General features: G+C 62.3%; 15 protein-coding genes. 13 read left to right on the forward strand and 2 right to left on the reverse strand.

All coding sequences use genetic code 11. The annotated features are described in order from the left end of the window. Window positions 1-76: 76 nt before the first annotated feature. The 7 genes from PL599_RS09670 to PL599_RS09700 all read left to right on the forward strand — a co-directional run bounded on the left by PL599_RS09670 (window position 77) and on the right by PL599_RS09700 (window position 8156). Window positions 77-877 carry an ABC transporter ATP-binding protein gene (locus tag PL599_RS09670; protein WP_269824831.1) on the forward strand — a complete coding sequence of 267 codons (801 nt, stop codon included), beginning with the start codon at window positions 77-79 and terminating at the stop codon, window positions 875-877. After that, entirely contained in the window at window positions 874-1887 is a 1014-nt protein-coding gene (locus PL599_RS09675; protein WP_142913207.1) for a FecCD family ABC transporter permease, read from the forward strand. Before PL599_RS09670 ends, PL599_RS09675 begins: the two co-directional genes overlap by 4 nt. Beyond that, window positions 1884-2948 (forward strand): FecCD family ABC transporter permease, encoded by a 1065-nt coding sequence (locus PL599_RS09680; RefSeq protein WP_142913209.1) that lies wholly within the window; start codon window positions 1884-1886, stop codon window positions 2946-2948. Before PL599_RS09675 ends, PL599_RS09680 begins: the two co-directional genes overlap by 4 nt. A 23-nt stretch (window positions 2949-2971) precedes the next feature. Next, complete coding sequence (locus PL599_RS09685; RefSeq protein ID WP_077984103.1) at window positions 2972-3925, forward strand: ABC transporter substrate-binding protein; 954 nt, start codon at window positions 2972-2974, stop codon at window positions 3923-3925. Between the two features lie 221 nt (window positions 3926-4146). Next, window positions 4147-4986 carry a siderophore-interacting protein gene (locus PL599_RS09690; protein WP_269824830.1) on the forward strand — a complete coding sequence of 280 codons (840 nt, stop codon included), beginning with the start codon at window positions 4147-4149 and terminating at the stop codon, window positions 4984-4986. Beyond that, window positions 4979-5257: a phosphopantetheine-binding protein gene (locus PL599_RS09695; RefSeq protein ID WP_269824829.1), complete on the forward strand. Its 279-nt coding sequence runs from the start codon at window positions 4979-4981 to the stop codon at window positions 5255-5257. The genes PL599_RS09690 and PL599_RS09695 overlap by 8 nt, the downstream gene beginning before the upstream one ends. Before the next feature lie 61 nt (window positions 5258-5318). Then, window positions 5319-8156, forward strand: a complete 2838-nt coding sequence (locus PL599_RS09700) for a condensation domain-containing protein (RefSeq protein WP_271359041.1) — start codon at window positions 5319-5321, stop codon at window positions 8154-8156. 79 nt (window positions 8157-8235) lie between these two features. Here the strand turns inward: PL599_RS09700 and PL599_RS09705 are convergent, their stop codons facing one another. After that, complete coding sequence (locus tag PL599_RS09705; protein WP_269824827.1) at window positions 8236-9582, reverse strand: condensation domain-containing protein; 1347 nt, start codon at window positions 9580-9582, stop codon at window positions 8236-8238. 60 nt (window positions 9583-9642) lie between these two features. Beyond that, the gene (locus tag PL599_RS09710) at window positions 9643-14091 is read right to left on the reverse strand and encodes an amino acid adenylation domain-containing protein (protein ID WP_271359042.1); all 4449 of its coding nucleotides are present in this window, start codon (window positions 14089-14091) and stop codon (window positions 9643-9645) included. An 81-nt stretch (window positions 14092-14172) separates the two neighbouring features. On the opposite strand from PL599_RS09710, the gene PL599_RS09715 reads away from it, so the two are divergent. From PL599_RS09715 to PL599_RS09740, 6 genes are all read left to right on the forward strand, one after another. After that, window positions 14173-15348, forward strand: coding sequence for an isochorismate synthase (locus PL599_RS09715; protein ID WP_271359043.1), 1176 nt, complete (start codon window positions 14173-14175; stop codon window positions 15346-15348). Window positions 15349-15366: 18 nt separating this feature from the next. After that, complete coding sequence (locus tag PL599_RS09720) at window positions 15367-16992, forward strand: (2,3-dihydroxybenzoyl)adenylate synthase (RefSeq protein WP_269824824.1); 1626 nt, start codon at window positions 15367-15369, stop codon at window positions 16990-16992. 95 nt (window positions 16993-17087) lie between these two features. Continuing rightward, the gene (locus PL599_RS09725) at window positions 17088-17957 is read left to right on the forward strand and encodes an isochorismatase (RefSeq protein WP_269824823.1); all 870 of its coding nucleotides are present in this window, start codon (window positions 17088-17090) and stop codon (window positions 17955-17957) included. A 13-nt stretch (window positions 17958-17970) separates the two neighbouring features. Further along, window positions 17971-18726 carry a 2,3-dihydro-2,3-dihydroxybenzoate dehydrogenase gene (gene dhbA, locus PL599_RS09730; RefSeq protein ID WP_077984112.1) on the forward strand — a complete coding sequence of 252 codons (756 nt, stop codon included), beginning with the start codon at window positions 17971-17973 and terminating at the stop codon, window positions 18724-18726. 30 nt (window positions 18727-18756) lie between these two features. After that, window positions 18757-19470 (forward strand): 4'-phosphopantetheinyl transferase family protein, encoded by a 714-nt coding sequence (locus PL599_RS09735; RefSeq protein WP_269824822.1) that lies wholly within the window; start codon window positions 18757-18759, stop codon window positions 19468-19470. A gap of 126 nt (window positions 19471-19596) precedes the next feature. Next, window positions 19597-21510 (forward strand): PhoX family protein, encoded by a 1914-nt coding sequence (locus PL599_RS09740; RefSeq protein ID WP_269824821.1) that lies wholly within the window; start codon window positions 19597-19599, stop codon window positions 21508-21510. Window positions 21511-21716 lie beyond the last annotated feature (206 nt).

Raw genomic sequence — 21716 nt, forward strand, 5'->3', positions numbered from 1 at the left:
CGAGTTCGATATTGAAATTCAAATACTTATAACGACCGTGCGGCGTCTCGACGCATGGGCGCATGAATAACAGGAGTTGTATCCGGTGCTTGACGCCACGGACCTTCACGCCAGCTATGGACATGTTCCCGTCCTGCGGGGGCTTTCCGCCCGTTTCAGAGCAGGCCGCGTCACCGCGCTGGTCGGCCCCAATGGCTGCGGCAAGTCGACGCTGTTGAAGACCATCATGGGTTTCGTGCCTTTGTCGTCGGGGGCAATAAGACTTGGCGAGCGCTCGATCGGCGAGATCGGACGCCGGAAACTGGCGCGGCGCGTCGCCTATCTGCCGCAGGAGTGCCATTGCCCTGACTATATGACGCTCGGTGAGCTGATCGAGCTTGCCGGTTACGCCCGTTACGGGCTTGCGGGCGGACCGACCGAACGCGACCGCGCGCTTTTTGCCGAGGCGCTGAAGACCGTCGGGCTGGAAGACAAGGCGAAAGCGCAGGTCAACACGCTGTCCGGCGGCCAGCGCCAGCGCGCCTTCATCGCCATGGTGCTGGCGCAGGATACGGACGTGATCCTGATGGACGAGCCGGTCAATCATCTCGACATGAAATATCAATATGCCGTTCTCGGCCTCGTGCGCGAACTGTCGGACAGGCATGGCAAGACCGTCATCGTCGTGCTGCACGATCTCAACCTCGCCGCCACTTTCGCCGACGATGTCATCATGCTGAAAGCCGGGCGGGTTGTGGCGTCCGGGCCGGTGGAAAGAACGGTCACGCCCGAAAATGTCGCCGAGGTCTTCGATCTCGAAGCCGATATCTTCTCCCGGCAGGGGCGGCTCATCTGCGTGCCCCGGCTGGAGCGGCAGGAACAGGCCATTCCGGCATGACCCCGAAAATAACGCTGATTTTCGCCGCCGCGCTGCTGCTGGCCGCCATCCTCGCCATCAATCTGCTGGTCATGTCTGGCGACATGCCGCCGGCCGAAATCGTGGCGACGCTCTGGCGCGGCGAGGCCGATACCTATGAGCAGTCGGTGCTTCTCTATCAGCAGATCCCACGCTCGTTGATTGCGATCTATGTGGGGGCGACGACGGCCGTCAGCGGCTGTGTGCTGCAGGGGCTTGCACGCAATCCCCTCGCCTCGCCCTCTACCTTGGGACTGAATGCCGGCGCGACGCTCTTTGTGATTGCCGGCGCGCTGGTGTTCGATGTCTCTCCGGAAATACAGGGCCTTGCGGCGCTCGTTGGCGCCGGCTTCGGTTTTGCCGCCTGCTTCGTCGTCGCGCGTCTCGCCGGGCGGGCAAACGATCCGCGCGGCCTGTCGCTCATACTTTCCGGCGCGCTGGTTTCCATGCTGCTGATCGGCGTGACCAACGCCCTTCTTCTTTCCAACCCCACACGCCGTGCCGAATTCCTGAGCTGGGTAGGCGGCAATATCAACCACGTCTATGCCGAGCGGCTCACCGATTTCTGGTGGGTCGGTGCGATTGCGCTCGTCATGTTGTGGGCGATCGCCCGGCCGCTGACGCTGGTTCTGCTGGGCACCGAAAAGGCCGCTTCCGCCGGTGTGAATGTCACGCGCATTTCCCGGGTCGCGCTCTTCGCCACCATGCTGGCCTCGGGTTCGGCGGTGGCGATCTGCGGCCCCATCGGTTTCGTCGGCCTCATCGTGCCGCATATGATCCGGCCGCTGGTCGGCGTGAATTTCACGCTTGCCCTGCCGGCCTCCGCGCTTGTCGGCGCGGGCCTCTGCATGCTGGCCGATCTTGGCGCGCAAACCCTTTTTGCACCCTATGTGGTCAATACCGGGCTGTTCATGGACCTGCTCGGCGGCCTCGTCTTCATCGTCATCGTCAAGCGCTTCTATCTGTCGCCTTCGGCAAGGGGGCTGTCATGAAACGGCATTTCGCCACCGACGGCAAAGCGGTGCTGCGGCTGCCGAGTGGCCTGCAGATCAGGATCGGCAATCTGAAAGTCGGCCTTGCGCTGATGGTGCTGGCACTGGCGCTGGCCGCCCTGTCCGTCAGCCTCGGCAATACCGAAACGGGCCTCGCCGATCTCCTGCGCGGATTGGTAGGCGGGCATCTCGGCGACGATCAGGCCTATGCGCTGTGGACGGTGCGGCTGCCGCGGATCCTCATCGGTTTCATGGCCGGCTGGAGCGTGGCGCTGGCGGGCGCGATGCTGCAATCCGTCGCCCGCAATCCGCTCGCCGATCCCGGCCTGTTCGGTCTGAGCCAGGGGTCGATGACCACCATCATGCTGCTTCTGGTGCTGGTGCCGACGGCCCCCAAGACGCTGGTGGCGCTTGCGGCGGTCGGGGGCGGTCTGGCTGTCGCCTTCCTTCTCATCGCGCTCGTCGGGCGGGAACGCTCAAGCGGCCTTGCCATATTGCTGATGGGCATTGCAATTGAATCGGCGCTCTCCTCCGTCTCCTCGGTGCTTCTGCTCTATACGCCGGCGGAAACCTCGCTGTCGCTGGCCGACTGGATGGCGGGTTCGCTGTTTCAGGCAAGCTGGCCGACCATCACCGTTTTCGCGCCGCTCTTTGCCGCAAGCCTTGCCGGCATTTTCCTCATCGGGCGCGCACTTGCCGTCTTCGATCTCGGAAATGAAATGGCCATGGCACTCGGGGAAACGGTCAGGCACTCGCGTCCGCTCGTCATTGTTTTTGCGGTGATCCTCAGCGCTTCCTCCGTTACAGCGGTTGGCCCGCTGACCTTTCTCGGTGTCATCGCCCCGCATCTCGCCACTTTCGTTTCGCCCGCCGTCGGCCGCGCCAGGCTTTTCCTGTCGGGGCTGACCGGCGGCATTCTGGTCGTCACCGCCGATACGCTGTCGCGCGGGCTTGTCGCCGATACACCGATGCCGATCGGCCTTGCGCTGACGCTGATCGGCGTGCCGCTTTTCATCCTCACGCTGCGCCTACAGGCGCTGCGCAGAACCGATAGCCACTGAAGACATCGAATAAAGGGAATGCCATGCGAATTGCCATCCTCATCGCCGCACTTCTGGCCGCCGGAACGAGTCTCGCCGCCGAGCGCAGCGTGACCGATGCCGCCGGCCGCACCGTCTCCGTTCCGGAAAAGCCGCAGCGTATCGTCGTCATGCACGAGCCGCTGCTCGGCGTGCCGCTGATGGATCTCGGCGCCAATGTGGTTGGCGCCTATGGCCGCAACAGCGACGGCAAATTCGCCACCGCCGTCGATTTCGTCGACACCGTTCTCGGTGAAGGCCGCACGAAACCGAAGGGTTTCGGCGCTGTCGGACAGATCGATCTCGAGAAGCTGCGGGCGCTGCAACCGGACCTGATCGTCGCCACGGAAATGGATGGCGGCAAGGCCGAACAGCTTTCCACCGTCGCACCCGTCTATCTGCAAAAGGCAAGCGCCGGCAAAGCCTATGGCTTCAGCGTGGAGGAGGATCTTGCCGGTCTGGTCGGGCGAAGCGATGTCTTTGCCGAGCGCCGGAAGACCTATGACACGAAGCTTGCCACGGTCAAAAAGACGCTGGGCGACGATATCAAGGGCAAGACCTATCTCGCGATCCTGCTGACCGACCAGATCAATGCGGTGGGTGACATGTCCGGCGCGGTGCAGGCGCTGGAGGATCTGGGATATACCCGCCTGAAGATCGACAACGCCGCCTCTTCGGGCGGAATGGGCTCGACCCTGATGATGCCGCTCAGCGCCGATGCCTTCGGCAAGCTCAATCCCGACCTGCTGGTGGTGATGAACAGCTATACCAGCCCCGCCCGCGGTGAGGCCGGAACGCGCGCCGCCCTCGAAAAGATCATTCCCGGCTGGGAGCGTTTCGTAAAACCCGCGCGCGAGAAAAGGATCGTTTTCCTCGATTCCACCAGGGTCACGACGCCTTCCATTCCGAGCGCCCTGCACACATTGGATGAAGTGGAAAGCTGGGCCAGCCGCCGCTGATCGGCCAGCGGCAATTCAGCAAAAACCTGGGGCGATATAAACTTGAGTTTTTAGAGAAAGTTATATTGCGACAGCGGAAACCGCCTGTTATGGTTCGCGTATCTTGACGCAACAAGGCCGGATCGCTCGCCGGAAAATTCCAACGCGCGATCGTCCGGCCCGCCGACCCGGGACAGCGACACCGCCGACCCCATCGGCAATATCCCAGGAAAGACAACAGCATGAGCATGCCAGAAACGATAGGTTCCGCAGCACCGGACCGCACGCCAAAACGCCATCGCCACGCCGTCGCGCTGCGCGCACTCAATGTCGCGCGCGTCGAAAAGCTCAGCCGGTCCATGGTCCGCATCGTCCTGACCGGGCCGGAACTGGAGGGCTTTGTGAGCCTCGGTTTTGACGACCACGTCAAGATGTTCTTTGCCCAGCCCGGTGAAACCCAACCGAGCCTGCCGGTGATCGGCCCGAACGGCATTGAGTTCCCGCAAGGCGCGCCGCGCCCGCTGGCGCGTGACTACACGCCGCGCAGCTTCGACGCCGAAAAGGGCGAACTCGCCATCGATTTCGCCACCCATCACGACGGCCCCGCCAGCAATTGGGCGAAAGCCGCCAAAGCGGGTGACAAAGCGTGGATCGCCGGTCCGCGCGGCTCTTTCACCGTTCCCTTCACCTATGACTGGCACTTGCTGATCGCCGACGATACCGGCCTTCCGGCGCTGGCGCGGCGGCTGGAGGAAATGCCTGAAGGCACCCGCGTCGTGGCGCTGATCGAGGTCGAGACGGATGCCGACCGGCTGGAGCTCACGACGAAGGCGGATGCGTCTATCGTCTGGGTGACACAAAAGACGGAGAACGGAACCGACCACGACGCGCTGGCGGGCGCTCTGCGCAAGCTTGACCTGCCGAAGGGCGATTTCTTCAGCTGGGTCGCCTGCGAATCGAAGGCTGCAAAGGAGGTTCGCGCCCTTCTGGTTGAAGAATTCGGCGCCAACCCAAAATGGACCCGCGCTTCCGGTTACTGGCGGCGCGGCGCCAGCGGCGTTCACGATCATTTCGATGAATGAACCGGTAATCGCGGCTGACGCCATGCCGGAGGCGGAAACGATGATGACGGAACTCAAGGCCCTTATCGCCAGCGTTCTCGACGATGAGGTGCGCGACATCGAACCGGGGGACAACCTGTTCGGTCGCGGGCTTCATTCGCTTGCCCTCATGCGGCTGATGTCGCCGCTTTCACAGCTTGCCGGAACACGGCTCGATTATGAGGATCTGACCCGGCGGCCCACGCTTGCCGCATGGCAGGCGCTCATCGAACGGTCGCGCGCGGGACGTTGATCCCACGACACAGCACGTTTCGCGCCGGAGCGCGATTCCCGTATATTCCAAGGAGAGGACCATGGCAGCAGACAATACGCGTATGCTCGCACGTCGCATCGAAGAGAGTTTCGACAGGGGGGAGGCAAACCCGCCGAGCCAATACGAAGAACGGGTCTGGTTCGAGCAGTTTCAGGATCCCGATCAGGTCTTCCGCGCCCTTCTCGCCTATCGCATCGGTGAAGAGTGCGATCTGCTGCGTCTGACCTCGGCGCTGAAGACGGTTTGCGAGGTCTGGCCCGAGCTTCGTGCACGCTTTGCCTTCGGCGAGGATGGCACTCTGGCGAAGAGCATCGAAGCCCCGTCCGCATCCATGGTGCAACTGCTGCATGTTCCATCGGCGGGCGAGGCCCTGACCTTGCTGCACGACCTGCAGGCAAGGCCCTTCGATGCCGAAACCGATCCGCCGTTTCAGGCCGTCGTGCTTTTAAGCGAGGGAGAAATCCTGCTGGCTTTTCTGGTCCACGGCCTACTCGGCGAAGTCCTCTCGCCGCAAATCCTGCTGGAAGGTATTTCCGCCGCCTACGCCGGGGAAGCGCCTAAGCCGCTTTCGCCGCGCGCGGTCGAAAGTGACAGCGTCGACCCGCTTCCGCTCCACTGGCTGCAACGTCCGGCCTCCGGCTCGACCGTCGTGGCGCTGCGGCAAAACGGGATCGACAGGCCGGTGAGCCACAGCCACGGCGTCGATCTTCCCGCCACCCTGCTCGGCCTCAACTGCTCCACGGCAACGAACGCGCTTCTGGCCCGCGCCGGATCGCGTTTTGCCCTTTTCCTGGCAAAAACCGGCGGTCCCGAGACAGTGACCCTGCGCCTGCAGCCCGGCGTCGGCACTTCAATGCCGATGTCAGCCGAGGCTGCGGCACGGGTAGCTGTCTCGCGCGACCAAACGCCCGAACGGGCTGAAAAAGCCGTGCTGTCCGGTCTGGAGCAGCGAAACGACAATGAAGGCGGAACTGCCACCTTCACGCTGCACGCGCTTGCGACACCCGTTCAGGCCACATCGGAGCATGGGCTCCAGTTTGAGCACCTGCCCCTGCCCTCCCTGCAATCCGGTCTCGGCCTGACGCTTGCCGCCGGTCCGACAGCCGCCGGCGATATCCGCCTCGAATTGACAGGCGGCAGGGAGACGTCGCCGCATGCGACGGCCTTCCTGCTGGAGCGTTTCGTCAGCCATCTCGAAGGTGGGGCGGATTTTTCCGGCATCGTCCCTCAAAACGCCGCGGCGACACCGCAGCAGGCGACCCTTTCGCCCGCTGCTTCCGGTGAGAACGACGACGACACCGTCGCAACGATCCTTGCGGAATTCCGTGAAGCGCTCGTCTCGCCCGAGATGGGGCCGGATGACGATTTCTTCGATTTCGGCGGCCATTCGCTGATTGCGACGCGCATCATCGGACGTCTTCTGAGCAATCACGGCATCGAACTGCGCTTCAACGACCTGTTCAGCTACCCGACCGCCGCCTCTCTCGCAAGACAGGCGACCCGGCTCGAAACCGCAGCACCCGCGCAGGCGCAGGCAACGGCGAGTGGCTCGCTCACCGCACCGCTTTCGCTGGCGCAGATGTCGCTCTGGAAGGCCTATGCCGCCTTCGGTTTCGGCGAAATCTTCAACATTCCCTTCGCGCTCGATTTCCTCGATCCCGTGGATGAGAATGCCTTCGAATGCGCCTTCCTCGACATTATCGAGCGCCATCCCGGCCTGCGGACCCATTTCTACGTCGAAGAAGATACAGTTCTGCAGAAGATCGTGCCGATGCACGACCTGCCCGGTTACAAATGGTTCTGGACCAGCGAAGAAAGCCAAGGTGTGGACCGGCACGCGGAAGCCGGCTGGCGCTTCGATCTTGCGCGCGAACTGCCGATGCGGCTGCGTTTCCTGCGCGATGCGCAGACCGGCCGCCAGGTGCTTTCCTTCCTCTTCCATCACATCGTGCTCGACGAATGGTCTGTGAACCTGATGATGGACGAGCTGACCGAGGCCTACCGGGCAAGGGCGGCGGGCAAGGCTCCGGTCTTTGCCACCAAGCCGGCACCTTTCCATGAATTTGCGAGAAAACAGGTCGCGTCAGGCGTCAATGCTGGCCACCTTGCCTATTGGTCCGATATGCTGCGGGATGCGCCAAAAGGCCTTACCCTCAAGGAACAGGGCGGCACGCCGCACGCGGCAACGCAGGACGAAGCACCGGCAGGCGGCTGGATCGAGTTCAAGCTGGAAAAACATGTTAGCGACGGGCTTTACGCCATTGCCAAGCAGAACAGCGCCTCGCTGTTCAACGTGGTCTATGCCGCCATCGCCGCATCGCTGCGCCATCTCGGCGGGCTGAGCGATCTCGTGGTCGGCACCTCGGCTTCGGGCCGCACCGATAGCGGCTATTTCGATACGATCGGCTATTTCACCACGGTTGTCGCCCATCGCGTGCGTTTCGGCGAGACCATGACCGTCGGCGACCTGATTTCTTCGGTGAAGAACACCATCAACGGCTCGCTGGAGCATAGCGAAATCCCGATCGATCTCGTCGAGGAGGCACTGGGCATGACACCCGGCCGCGACCATCTGTTCGAGGTCTTCATCCAGATTCACGCCAAGAACAAGCTGAACGGCACCCTTGCCGGGCCGGATGGCAAGCCGGTGGAGTTCCGCCAGATCGACCCCGACAAGCATGAATCCATGCTGGGGCTGCAATTCGAGGTGATGGAAGAGACGATCGGCGGCGAGCGTTCCATTCGCGTCTTGATGAGCTACCGTTCGGACCGCTACGGCCCTGACGATGTCGAGCGGCTGCGCCACACCACCAGCCGCATCTTTGGCCGTTTCGCTGAAAACGGCGCTTCGAACCGTGTGTTGACGACACTCGCCTGAGCTGGACTTGGGGCAACGAAAACCCGGCTTTGCGTCGCAGAGCCGGGTTCAGATTGTTGACAAAGTCCGTTGCCTGCCCTCAAACCGCCAGACGCAATGCCGTGGACACCTGAGCCGCCGCAAGCGTCAGCGCCTCCTCGCGCAGCATGGCATCGAGGAACAATGGCAACTCCTCGCGGTAGCGGGCGAAATCCTCCGCTTGCGTCAGCGCTGAATCCGCATCGATATGCAGGTTCAACTCGCTGCCGTCATCCTCGCCACGGAAGGTCAGGTTTAACCCGTCGCCGGGACCGTTAGCAAGGATGTGCCTGATAACGGTAAGCCCGGCAAAGACCGGCGCACTGAAGGGCAGGACATTGATGAGCGGCGAGAAGAAGAAGCGCCGACCCTTCGGGATTTCGCGGTCGGCGGCGATCTGCTCGATGCGGTAGCGGCCATGCAGGCGCTGCTTTCGCAGATTGGCGGCGTTGCGCGTCAAAAATGCGCCGAGGCTCTCCCCCGGTTCGATGGTGAGATGGAAGGGCAAAATATTGACGAGCATGGCCGGCATATGCGCGCCGACGCTGCCCCAGCGACTCATGAAAGGCAACCACAAGGTCAGCACATCGCAGTCCGGCCGCGGCAGAACACGGTGGAGATAAAGGCCGGAAAGCAGCACCAGAAGGTCCGGCCAGCCGATCTCCATTGCGCCCGCCACCTGTTGCAACCGTGTGCTGAAACCCTGCGGCAAGGCCGCATCCGTATGCAGGCCGCCGCCGCCATAGTCCTCGCAATCCTTGTCCAGCACCGGCAGATCGGCGGGTGCGGCAAGATAGGCCGCCCAGAAATCGCGATCCTTTTCAAAACGCCGGCTTTGCTTATAAGCTTCCTCTTCGGCAAGGAAATCACCGAAGGGGTGGAAATCCGGACCCGCTTCGCCCTTGCCGCAATAGTGCCCGTAAAGCAGCCCGCAGCGCTGTTCGACCAACGTCAGGCCATAACCATCAACAACAATATGATGGGCGCGGATGTACCAGAGATAGCGGTCATCGGCGATACGGTAGAGTAGCTGCGCCGAAAGCCTGTCGGTTCTGAGATCGAGCCTTGCTTCCACATCCGCGTTCATGCGCCGCAGCGCCTCTTCCAGAGGAGCGGAATCGCCACGGAGATCGACGAGCTCCACCACCGGGGCATGGCTTGGATTACAGCGTTGCTGTGGCGTCTCGCCATCGTCGCCGATGCGGAAACGGATCGACAGGACTTCGGATTCGCGCACGGTGCGTTTGATCGCCTGGAGGAGCGCGCTTTCATTCACCGCACCGGAAAGATCGATGTAATGGGCGACGGTGGAAACCGGCTCGTCGGGATGGAAGGAAAACTCCTCCCAGAAATCGAGTTGCGGCTGCGTCAGTGGAAGCCAGCCGCCGGCAGGATCGATATGCGCCATCTGTTTTTCCTTGCACAATTTCCGTTATCGGGCGCGAAGTGCCACCCGAAATGATTGGGTTCACACCGCCCGGGCGGCCAGAAGCGAAGTCACCTGTCTGGCGTTGCGGCACCGCAAAAGCTGCTGCGGTGTCAAGTCCACGCCGAAGGCAGTGCGGATTTCAGCCGAGACGATTTTCAGATGCGAAGGCAGAAGACCGAGCGCCAACAGGTCGCTGTTCGCATCCACATTCGCCGGTTTTTTACCCAGCACGCCGAGATAGATATCCAGCACCCGGCGGTCGCCTTGATCGACGGCAGGAGCCGCAGGGGCGGAGATTTTTGCCGGCTCCATAGCACCGTTCAGCAATTCACGGGCGCGACGGCGATCCGGCTTGCCATTGGCCGAAAGCGGCAGATCGTCGACCTTGAGAAACCGGCCGGGCACATGCGATTCCGGCAGATGGCTCCGGGCAAAATTGCGCAGATCGGCGGTCGGGAGTTCAAGGCCCGGTGCAACGACGTAAAGCACGCCGATAGCCGCCTCGCCCTTTTGTTCGACGCCGTAATCCACCACCAGAACCCGCTGGATGGAAGGATGGCGGATAAGCTCGTTTTCCACATCCGGCAACGAAACGCGCACGCCGCGCACCTTGACGTAACCATTGACGCGGCTGGCAAACATGATCTTGCCATCCGGCCGGTAACGGCCCCGGTCTCCGGTGCGGAAGGCCCGCACGGGGTTTCCTTCCGGATCGGCAACCGTCACGAAATCCGTCTGGGAAATCGCGCCATCTTCGAGATAGCCGATTGCCACATTCACGCCGGCCGTATGAATGCGGCCGACGACACCGGCCGGGCAATGGCCGCCCTGATCGTTGAGGACGAAATATCGATTGGCGGGCAGCGGGTGGCCATAGGGCACGGCCGCCACATCTTCCGCAACGATCTCGTGCCAGATGCTCCAGATCGTCGTTTCCGTCGGTCCACCGAGCGATATCAGCCGCAGGTCGGGCTTCAGCCTGCGAAGCTCTTCGATGATCATCGGCTTGATGTAATCGCCGCCCTGTGCCACGAGCCGCAGCGATGAGAGCTGGTCACCACGGCGGCAGGAGAGAAGCATTTCGAGGATGGCCGGCACCGAGCACCAGAGCGTGACGCCATGTTCGGCCACCAGCTCGTTCCAGCGCACCGCATCCTTTTCCTCGCCCGGTTCCGGCAACACCAGCGTCGCCCCTGCGACGAGCGCGCCGAAAACATCGAAGACGGACATGTCGTGATGCAGCGGCGTGACGGAGATGAACACATCGCTATCCGTCACCGCCCATTCCGCAAGCGTGCTGCCGATGACATTTGCCGTTGCGCGGTTGGAAAGCACGACGCATTTCGGTTTGCCAGTCGTGCCCGACGTGTAGAGATAATAGGCGGGCTCCTCGCTTTGGGAAAGCGCCGCCACCTCCGCCATGGTAACGGGTGCGCCAGCCGGTGCGGGCGCGGACATAAGCTCTGCCGGATCGACGGCGTCGAAACCCTGCGGAACGCTGCGGGCGACGATGATCGCCGGGCGGCAATTGGTCAGCAGATAGCGCAGGCGATCTTCCGGCGAGCCGGCATCGACAGGCACCCAGACCGCACCCATCAGCGCTGCGGCGAGCGTGATAGCCGTATGGTCCGGGCTGCGTGGCAGGCACACAGCAACGACATCGCCACGCCCGATGCCGCGCGCCTTAAGGCCCGCCATCGCCCCTGCCACCATCTGACCGAGTTCGCCATAAGCGATGCGCCGCCTGCCGCTGACGAGCGCCGTGCACGACGGGTCGCCCTCGAAAAGATGGCCGGCGAGCCGTTCCAGAAATGGCGGGCAGACGAAGTTTTCTTCGTCGCCGTTCAGCCGATAGTGAGACAGCTCGACAATGTCGCGTGCATTGACGGAGAAAGCGCCGCTATTGGCGATCCCGGCAATCGCGCGTTCGATTGCCGCGAGAATATCCGCCACCGTCGCCGCATCGATCGCCTGCTCGGCATAGTCGATATCGAGCACGAGATCGCCCTGCGGATTCTGCGAAAAGCGGAAATCCAGCGCCACCTGCGGCGTCTGCGTAAGCCCGCCGGTCCATTGCATCGTCGAGCCGGATGAAAGCGTCGGCCAGGTCAGACCGTTGGTAATCACCACCGGCAAGGCGAGCCCGCCCGGATTGGCATTGAGAAGCACACGATTGAGATCGATACCCGAAAAGGCGAGATGGTTCAGCCCTTCCAGCACATCCGTCTGGAGACCCGCCGCCCGCTCCGCAAAGCAGTTCCTGGCCGCATCCCATTGGACGGCGATGAAGCTGGAGCGGTTGGCGAAGGCACCTTCCACCTGCGGTGCGACGGGAATGCCGACGACGAGCGCACCTTCGTTGAGCCAGAGCGAGAGCACATCGAGGATGACAGCCGTCAGCGCCGAATTCTTGAACAGCCGCTCTTTCGCACCGATGCGTGAAAAGGCGGTGAAGTGCTGTTTTTCCACGATCACGCTCTGGCGGCTGTAACGCGAGGTGGGAATGGTTTCGAGCGGTGCTTTCCACGGCAGTTGCGAGGGCACCTCGGCATCTTTCAACTTTTCAACCCAATAGGCGGCATCCCTGACGCGGGCCGCCGAGATATCCTCCTTCGGCGTTCCGATCGTAGCGGGGGATTCCGGCGGCACGACACCATCGAAGAGTTCCGCCGCGAGGCTCGCAATGGCCCGCCCGTCAAGGATAAGCGCGTCGAAACGCAGAAAGACCACGATCTTATGCCCCGTCGGCCCTGCATCCGGCATAAGAAACACAGTGACCTGCCATGGAGAGGTTGCAAGATCGAAATGCGCATGGGAAAAATCCCGTCGCACCGCGTCGATCCTTGCCTCGGCTTGCGGATTAGACAGGGCCGAAAGATCGACGAGATCGAGATTGATCTTCGCTTCGTCGGAGACCACCTGCACCAGCCGTCGCTCATCAATGCGGGTGCGCAGGCTTTCATGTCTGCCGACCATTGCGGCAAGCCGCGACCGCAGCAGTTCCGGATCGATATCGCCGCGATATTCGCGAAACTCCTGCATCGCAACGCCGCTCAGCGGCAGATGGGTGCCGCGCCCGAGCAGATAGGCCTGTTGCAGCGGAGAGAGAGGACGTTCCATGGGTTTTCCTTTTGCCTTGGCCATCGCTTCCGACTGCCGTGCGACAAATCGCTCCACGCTTTCACAAGCGAGATCGGGGGTTTCGGCGAGCCGGCGGAGAAGAGCGACATAGGTTTCGAACAAAGCGTGCAGCCAGCTTTCCGGCAACACATCGAGCCGCACATCCCAGTTGATCAGCAAGCCGTCATCTACCGCCGCCACCTGCGCATCCAGCGCTACCCCCGGCCCCTGCGAGACGGTGTGGACCATCGGACCGAACACCCGCCCGACCCGTTCCGAAAACAGATCCCCCCCCGGAAGATCGACCCCCGCGGTGAAAACCACCGGCGAGGTCTGCAAACCACCGTGCTGACGGGAGAGATCGCGCATGACGCTGACACCCGGATAGGACTGATGTGCGAGAAGCCCGTTCATCTCATCGAACAGCCTGCCAAGCAGCGCCTCGAGCGTTTCTTCAGGCCTGATATTGACGCCGAGCACGAGCACGTTGGAAAATTCGCCGACGATCTCATCGACCCTTTCCACCAGCGGCGCGCGCCAGAAACCCGGCACGGAAAGCCGGAATTTTTCCGCCCCCGCCGCCTGCGACAGCGCCAGTGCGAAAACACCGAGCAGAAGGGTCGATGTCGTCACGGAAAAACGCCGCGCTGTCCGCTCCAGGCTGCTACGCTCGGCCGCTGAAAGCAGCGTGGCGAGCCGGTCCGTGTGAACGGCGCGCGGGGGGGCATCGGACAGAAACGGCAGCGGCGGCGCGTCCGGAACATCGGCAAGCCGTTGCCGCCACCACAGGCGGTCCCTTTCGCCCAAGCCCCTCAAGTCCGGATCGGACATGAGACGTTCCGCCCAGTCGAAAAACGACGGCCTCACTGATTCGAAAGTCCGGGTTTCGTATGCGCCTGACGCCGTCTCGTAAAAGCGGGCAAGGTCTTCCATCACGATCCGCATGCTGGCCGGATCGATGGCCAGCATGTCCGTGTCCACATGCAGACGGCAACGCCCTTCCGGCAACAGGCTGAGCGAGATCGCCGCCGGTGCGGCAACGCGAAGATCGGCCCGGCGATGGCTCCAGTCCTCGCGCTTCGCCTCAAGACGGCGTGCCAGCGCCTCCGAATCGAGCGCGGCCATGTCCTCCACATCGAGACGGAGCGGCCGGGCGGCAGGATCGACGGACTGATGGCCTTCAGCATCGATCCTGAGGCTCACCATGGGATGACGCCGGCAGAGCCTTTCCACGGCAACGGCCAGTTTTTCCGCATCCACCGCCTGCCCGTCGAATTCGAGGTAGAGATGCGGCGTAACTTTCCCGAGTATTCCATCCGCCTCGCGGCCGACCCAATAGGCCACCTGCATGGGGGTTAAATTTAGCATGTGAATTTGAACCGGTTGACAAAACATGATTAGCATACTCAAGTATAAGCCATCGTCAACCACTCGCACAGGAGGCATCCCATGAAAACGGGAGCACTCAGGACGAATGACGTCGAATCCGACGAAATTACTGAATTTAATAGAGAATTTCTGTTTACTTCCGGCAGCGGGCAATTGCGCGCCAAGGGCATTCGCGAAAAGATAGCGATTCCCGCCCGCGGCGGCGAAGACATTGCCAGCCCGCTGCAGCAGGCACTGGCCGGCGCCTTTGAGCGTGCGCAGCGGGAGGGCGAGCAGAACCCCATCGCCATCGGCGCGATCCCCTTCGATGTCAGCGAACCTTCATGCCTGTATATTCCATACAACTATGAATGGAACTTCAAGGATGCGGAACCGATCGTCGCCGATTCGGCCATGCCTGCCCTTGTCGGCCAGAACAGCCTGCCGGACGAGAGCGGTTTCAAGCGCGCCGTCGAACATGCCATCGTCAATTTCCGCCATTCCGAAGTCCGCAAGGCGGTGCTTTCCGTCATGCGTGAACTGACTTTCGCCTCCGAGGTCAATGTCGAAAGATTGCTGGCGAGTCTGGCCAAACAGAACCGCGAAGGTTACCAGTTCCGCATCCCGCTGCCCGATGGCGGCGACCTGATCGGCGTCAGCCCGGAACTCCTGATCCGCAAGCAGGGCGAGAACATCATCTCGAACCCGCTGGCGGGATCGGCAAAACGCATGGTCGATCCGGCAGCGGACAAGGCCAATGCGGATCGGCTCTCGGCTTCTGAAAAGGATCATTACGAACATAGCCTCGTCATTGAGGATATCCGCTCGCTGCTTTCGCCGGTCTGCGCCGAACTCGATGTTCCAGAGAAACCCTCCCTCATCAACACGGCGGCGCTCTGGCATCTTTCGACCCGCATCGAAGGCCGTCTCGCCGATCCGGAAACCAATGCGCTGCAGCTTGCCTGCCTGCTGCACCCGACGCCAGCCGTCTGCGGTTTCCCTACCGAGCGCGCCCATCGCCTCATCCGCTTCGTCGAGCCTTTCGAGCGCGGCCTCTTCACCGGCATGGTCGGCTGGACGGATTCTGAAGGCAATGGCGAATGGGTAGTGACCATCCGTTGCGGCACCGTGCAGCGAGAAACCGTGCGGCTCTTCGCCGGCGCCGGCATCGTGGAGGCCTCCGAGCCCGAATCCGAATGGGCCGAGGTGCAGACCAAGCTCAAGACCATGCTGAACGCCTGCGGTCTTTCTGCCTAATTTTTCCAGGGACAAACCATGACAATCGAATTTGAACGCTGGCCCGAGGATTTCGTTCGCCGATACCGCGAACGCGGCTACTGGATCGACCGGCCGCTGAGCGGCATTCTCGCCGAACAGGTGCAGCGCCGGCCGGATGCGACGGCGCTGATCTGCGGCGACCGTCGCTTCAGCTATGCCGATCTCGACCGGCAATCCTCCAATCTGGCTGGACATCTCTCCGCCGCAGGCATCGGCAGGGGGGATACGGCGCTGGTGCAATTGCCGAACATAGCCGAGTTCTATCTCGTCTTTTTCGCGCTCATCAAAATCGGCGCTGCCCCCGTCAATGCGCTTTTCAGCCATCGCCGGCTGGAAATGACCTCCTATGCGGAGCAGATCGCGCCGAAGCTGGTGATCGCCTCGCGCGGCCACGAGCTTTTCGCCGATGACGCATTTGTGGAGGCGCTGAAGGCGGTCTCTCCAAAGCTTGCCGTGACCCTGCTGCTCGGCGAAACCGATCCGCAGCGCAGCCTGGAGCAGAAGCTGGCCGCCCCGGCGGAAAATCCACCGGCTTACGCCCCTTCCGCCGCCGATGAGGTGGCGCTGTTCCAGCTTTCCGGCGGCAGCACCGGAACGCCGAAACTGATCCCCCGGACGCATAACGACTATGACTACAGCGTCCGGGCCAGCGCGGAGATTTGCGAACTTTCACCGCAGACCCGTTTCCTCTGCGCCATTCCGGTGGCGCATAATTACCCGATGAGCTCGCCCGGCGCGCTCGGCGTGTTCCACGCCGGCGGTGCCGTGGTCATGGCCGCCAATCCCGAGCCGCTTGCCTGCTTCGACCTCATCGAAAAACACGGCGTCGATATCGTGCCGCTTGTGCCGCCGGCGGTGGCCCTGTGGCTGCAGGCAGCTCCCGCCCATCGCGAAAAGCTGAAGTCGCTCAAGCTTCTACAGGTCGGCGGCGCAAGCTTCGCCGAAGCGCTCGCCCGCCAGGTGCCTGAGGTCTTGGGCTGCGACCTGCAGCAGGTGTTCGGCATGGCGGAAGGTCTGGTGAACTATACCCGCTTCGGTGATCCCGACCATATCGTTTTCACCACGCAAGGCAGGCCGATCAGCCCGGACGACGAGATCCGCATCGTCGACGAGGACGGCAACGACGTGCCGGAAGGTGAAGCCGGCATGCTGGCGACCCGTGGTCCCTATACGTTCCGGGGCTATTACCGCGCGCCCGACCACAGCGCCCGGGTCTTCGATAAGGATGGCTTCTATTATTCCGGCGACGTCGTGCAGCGCACGCCCGAAGGTTATCTCAGGGTCGTTGGCCGGGTGAAGGATCAGATCAATCGCGGCGGCGAAAAAGTCGCTTCGGAGGAGGTGGAAAACCTGATCCTGCGGCATCCCGATATCACCCACGCCGCACTGGTGGCGATGCAGGACGAGCTTCTCGGAGAAAAGAGTTGCGTCTTCGTCGTGTCGCGTAATCCCGCGCTCAAGGCGCCAGCTATCCGCCAGCATCTCGCCGGTCTCGGCGTTGCGGATTACAAACTGCCGGACCGGGTGCGCTTCATCGAGGCCATGCCGCTCACCGCCGTCGGCAAGATCGACAAGAAGCGCCTGCGCGACCTGCTGACAGTCCCCGTCGCCATCAGCGCCTGACAAGCAGCACCAATCGAAAGGGACGTTCAAAAGAGCGTCCCCATTCCAAAGATTACGCGCCGCCCGAGCCGGCGCAGCAAGAAACCGAGGTCATCATGACGATCCCCACCATTTCCGACTATCCGATGCCGGTCGCCGCAAGCTTTCCGGCCAACAAGACAAAATGGCAGCCCGATGCGAAACGCGCCGTGCTTCTCATCCACGACATGCAGCGTTATTTCCTGCGGTTCTACGAAGCCGACGGCAAGTTGATGACCACCCTCATCGACAATCTCGCCAAGGTGAAGGCATGGGCCGTTCAGAACGGCGTGCCGGTCATCTATACCGCCCAGCCGCATAACCAGCCGCCCGGCGACCGTGCGCTGCTGAATGACATGTGGGGACCGGGGCTTACGGTCGTCGATCCCGAATTGCAGAAGGTGGTGGACAAACTTGTGCCGACACCTGACGACGTGGTGCTGACCAAATGGCGTTACAGCGCCTTCCAGCGTTCCGACCTTGCGGAGCGGATGAAAGGCTGGGGCCGCGACCAGATCATCGTCGGCGGCGTTTACGCCCATATCGGCTGCATGATGACGGCGGTGGAAGCCTTCATGAAGGATATTCAAGCCTTCATGATCGGTGACTGCGTCGCCGATTTTTCCGAGGCCGAGCACCGCATGGCACTGCAATATGTGGCGACGCGCTGCGGCGTGGTGATCGACACCGCAAGCCTTGTCGGCGCGGGCGAAGCCACCGGCACCCGCGAGTGGCTGAAAGCCCGTGTCCTGCAAATGGTGGAGGATGAAAGCGATATCGACCCCGACGAGAACCTCATTTTCTATGGCCTCGATTCCCTGCAGGTGATGAAGCTCGCCGGCGAGCTGAAGGAACGCGGTGTCACGGTCAGCTTCGATGAGCTTGCGCGTGTACCGACACTCTCCGCCTGGTGGGCGCTGATCGACCAGAAGCGGCTCGCAGCCTGAGCGGACGGACAAGATGACGCAACAGAGATTTACCGGGCGGCGTGTGCTGGTGACGGGCGCGGCCCGGGGCATCGGCCGCCGTATCGCCGAACGTTTCATCGAGGAAGGGGCCGAGGTCATAGGCCTCGACCTTCTGGCCGACACAGTGGAGTCCCCCTTCCGCCAGATCGCACTCGACATCACCCAAGCGGAAGCAGTGGAGACGACCTGCAAGGCAATCGAAAGCGAATGGGGCGGGCTCGATATTCTGGTCAATGCCGCCGGCATATTGCGGCTCGGTGACAGCGAAAGCCTGACGCCAGCGGACTGGAAAGCCTGCATGGACGTCAACGCGGCCGGGCCTTTCTATATGCTGCGGCAATGGAGCAGCACCTTCAAGCGGCAGCGGCGCGGCGCGATCGTCAACATCGGCTCCAATGCCGCCGTCGTGCCGCGCATCGGCATGATGGCCTATTGCGCTTCCAAGGCGGCGCTGGTCAGCCTCAGCCATTGCGCCGCCCTTGAGCTTGCGCCCTATGGCGTGCGCTGCAATGTCGTTTCACCGGGCTCCACCGATACGCCGATGCTTGCCGGCATGCTGAGCGACCCCGCCGGCAAGGACCGGCTGGTCGCCGGCCTGCCCGAACAGTTCAAGCTCGGCATTCCGCTCGGCAAGATCGCAAGGCCGGACGATATCGCCGATACGGTGCTGTTCCTCGCCTCCGATCAGGCCGGTCATGTGACGATGCAGCAGATCGTCGTCGATGGCGGCGCAACGCTTGCGGCTTAAATTCGAGCCGTTGGATTGAAGGTGAAAAATATGGCCGTCGCAACGGCGTTTCATCGCAAAGCCTTCTCCGGCGATCCACCGGAGGCCATCTGGCCTTGGCCGGACGACAGTTGCGATTGCCATTGCCTCACCCTTCGTTACAACGCCGATGAAGGCTGCGGCGGCAAGGTCCCTCCCTTGCCGCCGCAGCTTTTGCGTGCAACGCCAAAACGCAAGGCGGAGTTCATCGCCGGGCGCAGATGCGCGGCAGAAGCCATCCGCCACCTCACCGGCCGTTCCACCTTTCCCGGTATGGGTAAGGACCGCGCGCCCCTCTGGCCCGAAGGCGTGATCGGCGCGATTTCCCACAGCCATGAACGCGCGATTGCGATTGCCGGCTCTTGCGAGCGGTTCCGCGGCATCGGCATCGATATTGAAAAGCTCCTGAGCGAGGAGGAAGCCCGCGATATCGCCACACAGGCCCTAACCGCTCGTGAACGCCACAGCCTCGGCAACACCATCGACCCCTTCATGACCGGCCTGATTTTCTCGGCAAAGGAGAGCCTGTTTAAGGCGCTTTATCCGACAGTGAAACGGTTTTTCTTTTTCGAGGCGGCGGAATTATCCGGCTTCGACGACAACGGCTCGGCCTCGCTGCGGCTGACCGCAGACATTGGCGGCAAATGGCGCAGGGGAACGGAGATTCCCTTCCGTTTCTGCCGCTTCGACGGCTTTCTCGTCACCCGCATCCTGATCGGGCGCTGACGAAAAAGCCGCCCTGGCGCAGGGAAAATGACCGCCGATACCGCGCTTTCCGTCATCCGCATGAAATATTGGGACGGTAGGCACCTTGCTGGAATGATTCCAAACAAGCAACGGTGGAGACAGACTATGACCGACATCGATACGAGCAAATTGTCCTGGGACGAATGGGACGAACTGCAGAACCCGCCGCCGGCCGAAACCGATTTCGACCGCGTGGTCGAAACCGCGATTTCCCGCCGCGGCTTTCTCGGCGGCGTGCTTGCCTTCGGTTCGGCCGCGGCCGCCATGGGCACGCTCGGCAACCTGATGAGCAGCACCTCGGCCGAGGCACAGGAAGCCGCCGTCGGCCGTTTCCCCTTCAAGCCGGTTGCCGCCGCCACCGACCACACCATCCATGTCCCGGAAGGTTATAACTGGAAGCCGCTGGCGAAATGGGGCCAGCCGCTGTTCTCCAACGTTCCCGATCTCGACCCCACCAAGGGCGTCAGCGTTGAAAACTCCGACAAGGTCTTCGGCGAAAACACCGACGGCATGGAACTCTTCGTCGTCGGCAGCCACCAGCTGATCGCCGTCAACCATGAATATGTGAACCCGGAAACCAACCTGCCGCACACTGACAAGGGCAACCCGAAGACGGCCGACGATGTGAAAATCCTGCAGAACATGCAGGGCGTCACCGTCATGGAAGTCGCGGAAGATGAGGACGGCTGGAAGATCGTTCTCGACAGCCCCTTCAACCGCCGTATCCACCACAATACGCCGATGAAGCTTTCCGGCCCGGCCGCAGGCTCCGATCTCGTCAAGACCGCCGCCGACCCTGATGGTGTCGACTGTCTCGGAACCTTCAACAATTGCGGCGCCGGCCGCACGCCCTGGGGCACCTACCTCACCTGCGAAGAAAACTTCAACGGCTATTTCGGCACCACCGACGCCGCCTTCAAGCTGCCTGACGACTACAAGCGTTACGGCATCGTCGCCGAGACGCGCTATGCCTATGAGAAGTTCGACGAGCGTTTCGACGTTGCGAAGAACCCCAACGAACCGCGCCGCGCCGGTTACGTGGTCGAGATCGATCCTTCGGACGCCTCCTCCACCCCGATCAAGCGCACCGCGCTTGGCCGCGTCAAGCACGAAAACGCCGCCGTGGTCATCGCCCGCGACGGCCGTGTCGTCGTTTACATGGGTGACGACGAGCGTGGCGAGTTCCTCTACAAATTCGTCTCCAACGGCATCTACGTGCCGGGCGGCGACACCTCCAAGCTGCTTGACGAAGGCACGCTTTACGTCGCCAAGTTCTCTGACGACGGCGCCGGCGAATGGCTCGCCCTGACGCCTGAAACCACCGGCATGAAGATCGACGAAATCTGCGTCTTCACCCGGCAGGCCGCTTCCAAGGTGGGCGCGACGACCATGGACCGCCCGGAATGGGTCGCCATCAACCCGGTCGCCATCGAAGCCTATTGCGCGCTGACCAACAACAGCCGCCGCGGCGAAATGAAGGACGGCAAGCTGCGCGCAAACGCCGGCGGCGACGCCATGGCGATCAACGCCGCCAACCCGCGTGAAAAGAACGAATACGGCCAGATCGTGCGCTGGTATCCGGAAAATGACGACCATGCGGACAGCAAGTTCAAGTGGGACCTGTTTTGCATGGCCGGCAACCCCACCGTTCACAAGGACGCCTATGCGGGTTCTTCGAATATCAACGAAGGCAATATGTTCAATTCGCCTGACGGCATGATGTTCGATAGCACCGGCCTGCTCTGGATCCAGACCGACGGAGAGGACAGCAACGAAGGCGCCTTCGCCGGCCAAGGCAACAACCAGATGCTGGCGGGCGACCCGGCCACCGGCCGCATCGAGCGCTTCCTCACCGCCCCGAAGGGTTCCGAAGTCACCGGCCAGACATGGTCCGGCGACAAGCGCACCCACTTCGTCGGCATCCAGCATCCCGACGCCCCCTTCCCGGATGGCGAAGGCAAGCTGCCGCGTTCGACGATCATCGCCATCAAGCGTGATGACAATGTGAAGATCGGCTGATCTCCCGTAAAGACTCCGGGCCGCGGAAAGTCGCGGTCCGGTTCGATAAAGAAAATGCCGTGCGTGAAGACGCACGGCACAGACTGCTGACAAACCCCTGGCGTGAGCTGGGGGTTTATGATTCATTGGGACATGTTGAAGAAACCTGCTCCTGAACAGACCGCTCTCGAGATGGTGACGCTCGATAGCCTGGTCCCGAAAGATCA

The organism is Agrobacterium sp. ST15.16.055, from assembly GCF_027956555.1.
GTDB lineage: Bacteria > Pseudomonadota > Alphaproteobacteria > Rhizobiales > Rhizobiaceae > Agrobacterium > Agrobacterium salinitolerans.